General features: G+C 42.4%; 12 protein-coding genes. 2 read left to right on the top strand and 10 right to left on the bottom strand.

Features of this window, described 5'->3' with window-relative positions; translation table 11 throughout:
- Positions 1-25 precede the first annotated feature (25 nt).
- From P2W82_RS03880 to P2W82_RS03865, 4 genes are all read right to left on the bottom strand, one after another.
- Positions 26-187 (bottom strand): hypothetical protein, encoded by a 162-nt coding sequence (locus P2W82_RS03880; RefSeq protein ID WP_336514524.1) that lies wholly within the window; start codon positions 185-187, stop codon positions 26-28.
- Positions 188-312: 125 nt separating this feature from the next.
- A complete protein-coding gene (locus P2W82_RS03875) occupies positions 313-1089 on the bottom strand; it encodes an oxygenase MpaB family protein (RefSeq protein ID WP_336514523.1) in 777 nt (258 codons plus the stop codon).
- A gap of 26 nt (positions 1090-1115) precedes the next feature.
- Positions 1116-1643, bottom strand: a complete 528-nt coding sequence (locus P2W82_RS03870; RefSeq protein ID WP_336514522.1) for a hypothetical protein — start codon at positions 1641-1643, stop codon at positions 1116-1118.
- Between the two features lie 427 nt (positions 1644-2070).
- The gene (locus P2W82_RS03865; protein ID WP_336514521.1) at positions 2071-4362 is read right to left on the bottom strand and encodes a S8/S53 family peptidase; all 2292 of its coding nucleotides are present in this window, start codon (positions 4360-4362) and stop codon (positions 2071-2073) included.
- 163 nt (positions 4363-4525) lie between these two features.
- Between P2W82_RS03865 and P2W82_RS03860 the strand changes: the two genes are divergently transcribed.
- Positions 4526-5011: a hypothetical protein gene (locus tag P2W82_RS03860; RefSeq protein WP_336514520.1), complete on the top strand. Its 486-nt coding sequence runs from the start codon at positions 4526-4528 to the stop codon at positions 5009-5011.
- A 54-nt stretch (positions 5012-5065) separates the two neighbouring features.
- On the opposite strand, the gene P2W82_RS03855 is transcribed toward P2W82_RS03860, so the two are convergent.
- The 5 genes from P2W82_RS03855 to P2W82_RS03835 form a co-directional block, all read right to left on the bottom strand.
- Complete coding sequence (locus P2W82_RS03855) at positions 5066-6292, bottom strand: vWA domain-containing protein (RefSeq protein WP_336514519.1); 1227 nt, start codon at positions 6290-6292, stop codon at positions 5066-5068.
- A gap of 140 nt (positions 6293-6432) precedes the next feature.
- On the bottom strand, positions 6433-6600 hold the full coding sequence (locus P2W82_RS03850) for a hypothetical protein (RefSeq protein ID WP_336514518.1): 168 nt from the start codon (positions 6598-6600) through the stop codon (positions 6433-6435).
- Between the two features lie 160 nt (positions 6601-6760).
- Entirely contained in the window at positions 6761-6916 is a 156-nt protein-coding gene (locus tag P2W82_RS03845) for a hypothetical protein (RefSeq protein WP_336514517.1), read from the bottom strand.
- A 435-nt stretch (positions 6917-7351) separates the two neighbouring features.
- Positions 7352-8395: a sialidase family protein gene (locus P2W82_RS03840; RefSeq protein WP_336514516.1), complete on the bottom strand. Its 1044-nt coding sequence runs from the start codon at positions 8393-8395 to the stop codon at positions 7352-7354.
- Positions 8396-8683: 288 nt separating this feature from the next.
- Positions 8684-8968: a hypothetical protein gene (locus P2W82_RS03835; RefSeq protein ID WP_336514515.1), complete on the bottom strand. Its 285-nt coding sequence runs from the start codon at positions 8966-8968 to the stop codon at positions 8684-8686.
- On the opposite strand from P2W82_RS03835, the gene P2W82_RS03830 reads away from it, so the two are divergent.
- On the top strand, positions 8959-11073 hold the full coding sequence (locus tag P2W82_RS03830; protein WP_336514514.1) for a pyrroloquinoline quinone-dependent dehydrogenase: 2115 nt from the start codon (positions 8959-8961) through the stop codon (positions 11071-11073). The genes P2W82_RS03835 and P2W82_RS03830 overlap by 10 nt on opposite strands.
- Before the next feature lie 45 nt (positions 11074-11118).
- Here P2W82_RS03830 and P2W82_RS03825 read toward each other — a convergent pair whose 3' ends face one another.
- On the bottom strand, positions 11119-12546 hold the full coding sequence (locus tag P2W82_RS03825; protein WP_336514513.1) for an efflux transporter outer membrane subunit: 1428 nt from the start codon (positions 12544-12546) through the stop codon (positions 11119-11121).
- Between the last annotated feature and the right edge of the window lie 56 nt (positions 12547-12602).

Raw genomic sequence — 12602 nt, 5'->3', positions numbered from 1 at the left:
TTGATCAAGCAGCCGGAACTGCGCATCACCGATGCTCCGGGTCTTTTATGATATTCAAATTCTTTTTTGCCATAGCGGGTAATAGCGCCCTTTTTCCAGCAAAGATTTCGATATAAGAGTTCGGAGCAGCTTCTGCTTCATTATCGAACCACAGGCGTTGGGTGAGTTTATGACTTGTTTCTCCCATCTTATTTTTTTATCAGTTGTCGGTTATCAGACTTCGGCAGTGTTAATGTTTATATGCAGAAAGTTTCCATCATCCTCTGCATAAAGTACATGAATCTGATCTTTTAAATTGTTAACGTCCTGCAGCTATCCATTTGCATTTCGCTGAATCATCTTATCTATTTCCGGTTTGAAACGATCTGGTATCAAAAGCCTCACAAGTGTATCCTGCAGACGGGTTCTTCTTAAGATGCGGTAAACTGGCAAAGCCATTCTTACTGGCACAGAGCGTTTATAATTTAATAGTCCTCCCACTTTTTTGCTAACCAATTCTTTTTGTATCTCACGAAGTAAAAAATACCTGAAAAGGCCCAAATGTTTGCGATACTGTTTGAATAATTCAAGAGTATGACTACTTAGCACCAGGTTAGTTTCAAGATGTGTTTCATAAGATGATTTCCATTCTTCGTAAGTGGAAGACATATTGGTTAACCGCATATGCTGACCAATGATTCCGAATAGCCGGACAATCTGATCTTTCTCTTCAGTAGTCAGTTTTCTCTTGAGCAATTCGTAGGCGGAGATGGAATAATGGATCAATAAGTACAATACGTCCTTGTATGCTTCAGGAGGAATTTGTCTTCCGCGGCTTGCTTCAACCGATCCGTGAATCGCATTGATTTTACCGATCGCGTGATGCGCCTTATCTCTGTGCGAAAAAATAATCTGCTGTGCATAGCTAACGGTCGAGAATAGCCGACCAATTGGATCTGCAGGCAATTTTCCGGTATAGAACAGCCAGTCGACTTGTTTGTTCAATGCGAATTCAGCTGAAGCTCCAGCAAAAATAAAAAGTGTGATATCAGTAGTCCCCCATATTTCAAGGAGGATTGAGTCGTCGTTTACAAGCCTGTTCATCACCATAATCTTATTTTTTACACGATTAATAATTATACGCTCAAGCGTTGGGCAAGCGTTTTTTTCAGTGCCTTATTTTGCTCGTTTTGAAGGAGCTCCATTTTTTTGGTTTTATTATAACAGATGGTTAAGGGTATAATTCCGATGATGCCAAAAGAGCAATCGAGTATGCGCCAATACATAGGAATGCCCCTGACTTCTCCCGCGATCAGAGCTAAAGGAATGATCAGTATACACGCGATACTTCCGAATTCTATTACCCAGATATTTTTCACCGGATCTTTCAAAGGCCCGATAAATGCGATGGCAATGACGATGTGTGCAAATGCGAGCCAGTCGTACCCATATGCCAGGAAAGGATATTTCTGATTGATATCACGAATTGCATTGTAACATTTCAAGAGCCACAAATAAAATGAGGAGTCATTTTCGGGCCACCAGGAGCAAACCCACCGAAGTTCTGTTTCAATAGGTGATGCAGTAATCCCACTTAAAATAAGAGCAACAATAAAAAAGATGAGCCAGCGCCGGATGGATTTCTGCAAGGTTACCGTACTCATATCTGATTTATTAAAAGTACTTTGAACTACAAAGTAACTTACAAAATCTGAGATTTGCAAGAAATTTTATGCGGGAATATTTCTGCTGATTAATAAATGACTTGCAACTGATTGCAAAATCCATGGCAGAAGAGGCGGTAGGGAGAGCGTCATAGCTACGGGAGTCCGCTGCAAAATCGCAACATCTTTACGGCGAGTCTGCTGCAAAGGTTTTATTTGACCGCTTTGATTATTTGCCAGCCGGATCAAATGCAGCAGCGAGACGAGCCTTGAGCACAACGGAGATGAAAGTTCAGCTATTACTCATCGCCAAAGGCGAGTCTCCGCTTATATGAAAGCTGGTTCCATTTATTTAATCAAACGAGTACTATTAAAACAAACTTCGGGACTCGCAGCGCAAATGATGCTATGATTCCTATGAGGCCGTCTACCTCGTCACCATTATTTTCTTCGTCACGCTGATTCCATCGCCAACGGCCCGTACGAAATAGATCCCCGAGGCCAGCCTGGAGAGGTCAATGGTTTTAGTAACGCCACGCAGATCAGGCATAACAGGTATCTGCATCATCCGCTGACCGGTACTGCTGTATATTACAAGATTAAAAATTACTGAAGAACGGTAGTTGATATATACCGTACCACTGACGGGGTTCGGATAGAATTTCATGTAAAAGAAATCCGGCTGCATTGGATTGGGTGGGGGCTCGATATACCGTTCCTGGCAAATCTCACGGATACTGCAGACTTTCTGCATATCGGTAGATGAATCAGTCATCGCTTTAAAAGCATCGATTTTTCCCCAGCCGGATATATTGTTTGGCAATGCGCCTGTTGTTTGCGTATACGCATCTCCGTAAGCCGTCGATTTTATACGGTGTATAATGTCTTCTCTCGAATACTCTGGATTATATTCCCATAACAACGCAACAATTCCAGCAGTTATCGGGCTTGATGCGCTGGTTCCGGTGAAAGCCTGCGTCGATGAATCAATAATAAAATGATGTCCGAGAAAATCATCAAATCTGCTCCTGCTGGTAATTATATTTTCACCAGGGGATATGATATCGGGTTTGATCCTCCCATCCTGCGTCGGACCATGACTCGTAAAATAAGTGAGCTGGCAACCCGGATAAGTTCTTACCACATCGTTATGAATCGGGCTATAATAACAGTCTCTCGCATTATATGCACCACTTGACAACACTGTAAAAGCGTGTGAAGGAATATTAGTTGTAAAGGAATTATCCGTGGTGATATAAGTTGATTCATTTGGGTAAGGGTTATTTCCAAAGAAATAAATGGGATGTAGATTCATAAAGGGCATCCATCCATGAAGTTCACCTTTGCCTTTAAAAATAAACCTATAAAGATGATCATCAAAGGGTAATCCTGAAGATCCTGAACTGAACTCTTCCACTTTAACGATGAGTTCATCATAATCCGAATTTGCATGTGCCGCCGAAAAAGTAATCCGGGAAGAACCAACCCCGTTTTTAAAATGCGTTGTATAACTTGCCGGTGTCAGCTGTTTGATAAGGTCAGAAATTTTGAAATAAGGTGTTTGTCCAAGTATTGAATCTCTGTCAATATTCGGGTCGCTGAGATTTTTCAATTTTGAATCGGTAAGCGAGACTCTAAGACTATCCGAATATTTATTAGGTATTGAAAAGTACATTTTGCCTTCATAGGCACATCTGAAAAAACCAAAACTGGAGTCTTTATGTACAGGCTTTGCTGACCAATGTTTCCAGGAATTTCCATTATTACCTGCGGAGACACTGACAAGAATATCCGGTTTTTTTTCACAGAATGCGTCAATCGCTCTTTCCACCATCGAATTTCCGTCATGCGGTGCTCCATCCTGTACGCCGAAACTCAGGTTAACTACACATTTCTTCCCGGCTTCTTTCGCTTTTGAATAGATATAGGCAATCCCATCGATTACCCTGTCTGAACGAAGCACCGTATCAGCAAATGTGAACAAAGAAACAACCACGATATCTGCTCCAGTGGCAATGCCGTTTTTGCCGGCAGCCAATCCTGTTACAGAGGTACCATGAAAGGCCCCTCCAAACATTTTTTGAATCTCATAATGAGGCAATGACTTATTTGCAATTTTAATTGCATAATGTTGAAGAGAATCCTTTACCCACTCGTGTCCATAATTAAAACCAGCAGGAGCAACTCCGGCATAGTCCATATTCCAGATTGATTTGATTCTTAGATTTCCTGCACTGTCATAAAAATCGGGATGCGTAAAATCAATACCGTCATCGAGTACTCCGATTAACGTATTCTTACCGGTGAAAGACCTCCCCAGCGGCTGATCTCCCTTATGAATCCGATCTACAGTAACCAGCTTTTTCATGAGCGTGTCCGTCTTCGAAAACAGCAGGGGTAGTTCAATCTTTCTGATCGCCGGGTTTTCAGCGATAGCCATGATGTGAGCCAATGGAATATCTGCTGTCGAAATGCTTCCCGTCTGTGTCCTGATCCGGATACCTGTTTTACCGATCGATTGATAATCTGCTCCTTCCTGCAATTCAATAAAGACAGCAATATAATCCTGCCCGTTTACACTGGTAATGAAACGTTTGTCTTTGACGTTAGAAGACAGATATAGTTTCAGAGAAGCCCCGAATTTGGATTCTGCTTTAGTTTGAGCATGTGTAAAGCCACATAGAAAAATAAGGATTGCGACAATCAGCGTAAATCGCATCAGGGTTGATTTGCAGGTTCAGACAAGAGGCAGGTCATTCATGTTGCTTCTGATCTGGTTTAATTTTCACCATACCCGGCTACCTGCGGTATTTGCCAGAAATTGAGCGGACTATCATATCTTCAAAAAACCACCATTTATATACATGTCAACAGTCATTAAAATGAAAACAATTCAGACCTTTTTCGTTGCGATAATTACCATTTTCCTCGCTGCATGTGCCGGTTCAGAAAACAGGAATGCAGAGAAAACAAAAGTAAAAGATGCAGGATCTCCAACGGAAAATATTCCCTTTACCATAGCGCAAAACTATTTCGTAAAGAGTACATTTACCGGTGAGCTCGCCAATCCGAAAATCACTACAGAAGCGGAATTCAATTCAATTTTCGGAATGGCAACTACCATGGGTTCCGGAGGCAAGCCTACTCCGATCGATTTTGCAAATCAGTTTGTCATTGCGGTTATTCCATCCAAATCTGATTCAACGATATCAATCAGTGCAGATGACCTGTCCAAAACCGGAAACGAAATTCTTTTAAAATATTCTCTCACAAAAGGCGAAAAGCAGAGTTTTATTTCACAATCTTATTTATTACTTGTTGTCGACAGCAAATATTCCGGTGATGTAAAATCGGAGCGCGTCAACTGATTATTCGTATCAATCGATGCCTTCCGACCTTATTGAGCTATCATCGGTTTCTGATCAGTATTTCGCCTCACCATTCAACCTGATTTTCTTCTTCTCTGTTTGCTTTTGAATGCTTTTGAAAATCTGGTTTGAAAAAGAACTATCGACTTTGCCGGATCCTTTCGTTTTGAGATCTTTTACGATATATTCCTGGCGAAGCTTTGAATAATGAGTAAGTTCCTTTTGAAGACTGTCCCGTTTGGCAATTTTTTTGTCAATAAAGACTTTCTTTTCAGCGTCTGAAAGATTTTTCATCTCATCAGGTAATTCTTCTGCTTTGATATTTTCCAGAGTAATGTTTTTGTTTTTGAAGTCTTCAATAAGTTCTTTCCTCCCATAGTAAGTTGTTTTCCCTGATTTGGTGAAGTTGTATTCAGCGCGACGGGCTTTAACGCTCGCTTTGGCTGAATAACTTATGTCCCTGCTTTTTGATTTTTTTATTTCAGATGCAGATCTTTCCTCATCATTGCCATAATATACCCTGGTATCGTCCAGTCCATCCGAAATAAATGCAATAATGGAGTCAAAAGGAGTATTGATTTCAAAATCGTTTGCATCCATATTTACCTGGGAAAAATTTCCCTGGCTGCAGGTGGCAATTTCTTTCCATATTCTCTTCGCGACAGCATCGTTACCCATCAGAATGGTGTTCAAAACAATATCCTTATTCAGTGCATTCTTGCAGCTAACAGGATATTTCACATCATCGCGGTAATTCATGTGCGGGGGACAATCACCTACTAGGAACACCGTACGATAGGTAGAGCCGGCAGTATCCCATTTGAAATGAGATACCGATTCAAATAATGCCTGATTAACACTTTCGGGAGAATCGCCGCCACCATCGGCTACAACTTTCATTAGTTCCGCATAAACAGAATCAAAGTCTTTCGACATTGGAATTTTCCTGGTAACGAATTCATCGCCTTTATCGCGATAAAAGAGGAGGCCCATTTCAATATCAGGTGACGGTTCGGCCTGTGCAAGACTTCCGGCAATGGACCAGATTTTCTCTTTTGCAGCACCGATCAGACCTGCCATACTTCCGGTGGCATCCAATGCAAATACGATCTGAATTTTTGGATTGACTGCAGCAGGAGAATCAGGAACAGGCTTCTTCTCTTCGGGTAGCGGTACCAGTAGACCACTTGCATTTTGTTTGGCTTGTTTTTCAGAGTAGTGAGAAGCGGAGATAATTGCCACGCCTGCGACAATAACAATGATCAGAAATAACCTTTTCATAAGCTGAAGTTTGAGATTTTTCAGCTTTGATTCAACATCAGTTATTTTTGCATAAATGATTCTGTTAAGGATAGATTAAAGCAATGTAACCTTCCGCAAATACATTAGTCAGGCTGATTCCTCGGAGACCTTCTTGAACTTTAAGGCCTGTCAAAACTTCCCGGAACACCATCAGAAGTGGAGTCGGTATTATCAACACTATTGCTTTCTGTGACCGTCAATTTTGAATCCCGGCGACTTTCCTGCAACAATGCAGTAAAAACCGCCATCACCAGGATAGCCATTATGTAAAACAGCAACCGTTTCATAAACCTCTTTTTATCAAAGACGGGTGAGGGCAGGAATTAGCACAGATAAAGCTGTTAAAAATACTCTAATGTGAAGTTGAAACTGAAACGGTGGCGAAATTATGCAGTTGATTATGACTTCAGTTTACCACGTCGTCTTTTAAAGGGAGAATACCCTTTGTCAGAATTTCTTTTCGTTGGCCGGCTTACATTTATTCATGTATTTTTTCTTAGGCTCATCACTAACCAGGTTCAGATGCGCACGTGCATAAGCAATACTCATCTTTACTGCCAGTTCGATACAGTAAATCTTACCAGCTTCAAGTTCCACCTGCAATTCAGAATTGTTTTTTGCCTTAGACCTGAATGTATAAGAACCTCTTATGGCAGTGTTGGCTATAAACCTGGCAGGTCTTAGACCTGCCAGGTTTGATGGTAAGAATCTCCCGGGGCACAGAATTCAATCGTTTTAATGCCATAAAAAAAGTTGCTGAAAATCAAATGGTTGATAAAAACCAGGTTAATTGAACCATGCTTTTGACCACCAACCTCGGGGGTATAAGACCTGCCAGGTTGGGTTTTTATCCTGGCACCAACCAACGGAAGACGATAGCGGCGGCAGCTGTAAATGTTTCACTGAATATCAACTGTTTAAATACAGTTATTGAACGAAGCCTTTATTGGGGCTGGTTAAGCTTTCAATACCAACCTGGCAGGTTTAAGACCTACCAGGTTTCAGACCTGCCAGGTTTTTAAAACCTGCCAGGTTTTATTAAGAAATCTTCAACACCACATGCTTTATATTTTTCCGATCCGCCGTATAAACAATATGCACCAGCCCATCAGAAGTTTGGATTACAGCTGGATAACTGTACTCACCGGATGCATTATTTTCCAGCGTATAAATCTCACGCCAGTAGTAGCCATCAACAGAAATCGTCACCGCAAGTTTATTACGACCTGCTGACCAGTCTTTCCCTTGCCTTGTTGGATTAAACACGAGCACCTGCAGGCCATTACGAAGCGTGACTGCATCTATCCCTGAATTCGGATTGGGCACATCAATCGGACTGAGTCTTGTCCAGCTTTCGCCATTATCGAATGACCATGTCGAGATAACTGCGTTTTGTTTACTGCGACTCAGCATCTGCAATCTTCCTTCTGGGTAAGTGAGAATTGTTGGTTGTATCACTCCAAAATCATTGCACTCAATCTCAACTGTTTCCCAGTTACGGCCAAGGCTATCCGATTTTTCCAGATGGATAGTCCATACTGCTTCATCCGTCGATTCTGTACTGGAGGGATGAAGTATTTCGCCGGTTCTTAGTTGTATCGGTTTGTTTTTTATCGGGCCGAGGATGCCTTCCGGTAATTGTTCCGCAGCAGACCAAGTTTTACCACCATTTGTTGATTGTTTCATCATTCCCCACCATTCTCTCGGATTCGGACCCACTTTGTAAAACAGCATTACGCGATTGCTTTTCGTTAAAAATAATACCGGGTTCCAGCAAGCATATCGTTCTGTTTTGCTCACAATACCATCAGCCACTTGTATAGGCTGCGACCATTTTCCCTGGTCATACCTGGCCATCCAGATGGTTACGTCGGGACTTGATTCAAACGGCCCGCCAAACCAGGCTGCCAGCAGTTGTTTCCCTGGTAATTCGATAATTGTGGCTGCGTGAGAAGCCGCCATCGGCGGGGCATTCATGATCAATTCACTGGACAGCAGTTTTGCCTGCACACTGCTTTGTGAATACACAGAAGAAATGATTGTGTAAAGAATAATAAAAAGGGACACCATTTTTCTGCTCATAAGTGGTCGGGGTTATTCAGGATTGAAAATACTGAACTTATTAAAACTGATGTTTTACGTAAGAATGGGAAGGTTATTGTTTGGAGGCGAGGAAATTTATGCCGCAGAGCGAGACGGCAGACCGTAGAAGTCTTTAGAAAATAGCGAGTAATTCCAGGCTTCATAAATAAAGGGTTTTGGCCAGTCAACCGACAAACAACTGGGAGGCAGGCAGACAACTAACAACGCATCCTGTAGTCATCCTTAAATTCTTAAATATTCAATATCAACATCAATATTGTTCTAAAATTACCTTTTCCTTTCATCGCTTTCAATTCCACATCTTTCAAAAACTGCATTGGCGTTTTTCTGATCAGCCGTATAAAATCCAGATATGAATATATCAGCGAATGGGCGGGTGACGATGGAAGCGCGTGTGCAAAAGGCAGCTCCAGATATTTCCTGCTGGTGATAGAATTTATTAGCCTGGCTGCCTAAAATTTTGGCGAGCCTTGTAAGACCAACAATGGAAATCAAAAATTTGATTAGATTGAAAGATGGTGCCAAATCAGGATTGTTATCGATTGTTTCCATATTTCAGATTTTTCAAACTAATCTCCATTTGTTTTCTCTATATTTTCTTTTCCGGTTGCAGGCAAAGCAATAAGGAAGCTGATACGGACTGGAAAGAATATAATGGTGATCTTTCACGAAGTCATTATTCTGCTTTAAAGCAAATCGACAGCAGTAATCTTCCGAAACTAAAACTTGCCTGGACATATCATTCTGTTGGCAATGACAGCGCTTTGAAAGGAACACAGATGCAGTGCAATCCGATTATTATTGACGGTATTCTCTATGGAGTATCAGCAGATATACAATTGTTCGCATTGAGTGCAGCTACTGGTGTACAGATTTGGAAAACGAATATCCAGGGTAATGAAGGGACACTGAGCAGGGGAGTAACTTATCATTCCGCAAAAGAGGGCGGACAGCTTTTTTGGGGAGCAGGAAGTTATTTGTACTGTATCGATGCAAAATCAGGAGAGTTGGTTAAATCTTTTGGAGCCAATGGACGAATTGATTTGCGTACCGGATTGTATCGAACAAATGCAGGCAATTATCTTCGATCGAATACACCGAATGTAATTTACAAAAACCTGATCATTGTCGGGATGCGTGTAGCCGAAGAAGATGATGCGATATTAGGCGATATAAGGGCATTCGATATTGAGACTGGAAAATTGGTTTGGACTTTTCATACTATTCCTGACTCGTTAGAATTTGGAAGAGACAGCTGGCAGACTGCTGATCCCCGCGTTAGTACCGGCGGAGCAAACTCCTGGGCAGGCATGGCACTTGACGCCGAAAGAGGAATCATCTTTGCTCCCACTGGTTCAGCAACATATGATTTTTACGGGGGAGATAGAAAAGGCGACAATCTGTTTGCAAATTGTCTGCTGGCGCTGGATGCCAGTACTGGAAAACGGCTCTGGCATTTTCAGTTTGTACATCATGACCTCTGGGATCGTGATCCGCCATCGCCGCCTAACTTACTAGCTGTAACGCACAACGGCAGAAAAGTTGACGCTGTGGCCCAGGTTACGAAACAAGGGTATGTTTATATTTTCGATCGCGTAACAGGTGAACCATTATTTCCCATTGAAGAGAGAAAAGTGCGAACAGATGGAATAGATGGTGAATATTATAGTCTGACTCAGCCGTTTCCTTTAAAGCCTTTGCCATTTAACCGGCAGGCTTTTCTTGAGAAAGATGTTAATGAGTGGTCGGCAGATGCTGTAGAAATAAAAAAGATACTGGCAGCTTCAAGAACAGGAGAAGCTTTTATTCCGGTTACTTCTCAGCGGACGATATTTTTCCCGGGAACGGATGGCGGCGCTCAGTGGGGTGGGGCAGCAGTGAGCCCGGATGGCATCATGTTTATTCCATCCAAGCAGATTCCTTGTTACACGACACTTGAGTCTGTATCCAATAGGTTAGAAATTTCCAGCGGAGGTACTCTGTATGCGACCGTATGCGCCAGTTGCCATGGAAAAGATCAGAAAGGAAATGCCGATGGAAGTATTCCATCTTTGATAAATGTTTCGAAAAAATATTCAGCAACGGAGATTGATAAAATTATTGTGACCGGCCTGGGTATGATGCCTTCCATTACAAGTTTGAATGCTGACGAACGTAAAACCATAACCGAATTTTTATCAGGAAAACCGGAAGATGATCATATCATTCAATCGGAAAGAAAATCTGTTTCACCGTACAAACATACCGGCTATAATCGCTGGTTTGATTCTTCGGGATACCCTGTCAGCAATCCTCCCTGGGGATTGCTGACAGCGATCGACATGAACAGCGGTGATCATTTATGGGAAGTGCCATTGGGCGAGTATCCCGAGCTGATAAAGAAAGGAATTCCTCCCACAGGTACAGACAATTATGGCGGGCCTTTGATCACCGCAAGCGGATTGATTTTTATTGCCGCCACGAAGGATGAAAAGTTCCGTGCCTTTGATCAGCGCACCGGAAAGCTCCTATGGCAAACGAAACTTCCGGCTGCAGGATTCGCATCACCATCAACTTATTCTGTTAATGGCAAGCAATACATTGTCATCGCCTGCGGAGGAGGAAAATTGAAACAACGTTCAGGTGATCAGTATGTCGCTTTCAGCCTGGACGAATAACGACACCCATCCTATATTCTTCCGCATTATAGCAGCAGGTAATTTTTATTTCCATCCACCACCAAGAGAGCGGTACAGATCAACAACAGCGTTCAGCCGGTTGCGTTGTACTGCTGCAAGATTCAACTCCGCGAGAAGAGCACTGCTTTGCGCAGTAATCACCTCAAGGTAATTGGCCATATCGCTTTTGAATAATAATTGTGCATTGAAAACCGCACTATTAAAAGTAGACACCTGTGAAGTGGCTATCAGTTGTTGTTGTTTCAATTTCTCATTCTGCACAAGTGCATCTGATACTTCGCGTGTTGCATTTAACACAGATTGTCTGAACTCAATGACTGCCTGTTCGCGTTCCAGTTTCGCAATTTCGTATTGTGTCTTAAGTTCTCTCCTCTTAAAAAGTGGCTGTGCGATTGTACCGGCCGCTAGTCCGAAAAGCGAACCCGGAATGTTGAACCAGTTGCTTGCTTTGAAAGATTCGAGTCCTACACCAGCGGTGATATTCAACGCCGGATACATATTCGCCTGTGCAATTCCAATCCTTTTCGTTGCGATCTGCAATTCAATTTCACTGGATCGAACATCTGGTCGCCTGCTCACCATCGCAATAGGAAGACCAGCAGGCGGATTGTCAGGAATGTCGATATCATTGAGCGAAGCACTGCGCCGAATTTTTCCCGGAAGCTGACCTGTCAGCACCTGCAATGCATTTTCCTGCAATGCAATTCGCTCTTCCAGTTGTGGTAACAACAATTCTGTCGACTGTTTCTGTGCCTCCGCGCGTTGTACTGCAAGCATATTTGCGATGCCTGCATCTTTCAGCAATTTTGTGGCGGTTACAAAAGTGTCATTGAGCGCAAGCGTTTTTCTACTGATCTCCTCCTGCTTATCGAGCATCAGCAATTCATAATACCCCTGCGCAACGGAAGCAATCAGCTGTGTTTGTACAGCCTTTGCTGCTTCATTTGTCTGGAGAAATTGAGCCAGAGTTACTTCTTTCTGCGCCCTGATCTTCCCCCAGATATCTGCTTCCCAGGATAAACCTACCGCCGCCTGGTAGTTTTCGAGATAACTGGAGTTCAGAAAATTTTTTATACTGATCCCATTCAGGCTGTTATCCGAAGGTCGGGTATACTGTCCCGTTACTCTTAAATCAAATTCCGGCAACTGCAGCAACTTCGCCTGTTTCACCTGCTGTTTCGCGATTTCAATTCTTTTTACCGCAATCAGCAAATCCTGGTTATAAGTCAGACTTTTCTGAATCAGATTAAGCAGTGTGGTGTCTGTAAAAAATTGTCTCCATTCGATCTCAGCAATACTGCTGGTGTCAGCAAAACTGACCTGCTGAAATTGCGTTGGTAACTCAAGTTCAGGTCGCTGATATTCTTTCGACAGGTTACAGGAAATGGCAATCATAAATGCAACGAGTGTCGTGATCCGTATATAATGTTTTGATATTTTCGTTTTCATCATCCTTCAAATTGAACTTTAATCAATCGGTTTTCATCTAATCTGCAAAAGCCAAACCT

Source organism: Pollutibacter soli (assembly GCA_029269725.1).
Classification (GTDB): Bacteria; Bacteroidota; Bacteroidia; order Chitinophagales; family Chitinophagaceae; genus Pollutibacter; species Pollutibacter soli.
Note: the sequence above shows the minus strand (reverse complement) of the source record. Positions and strands in the feature narration are given on the sequence as shown.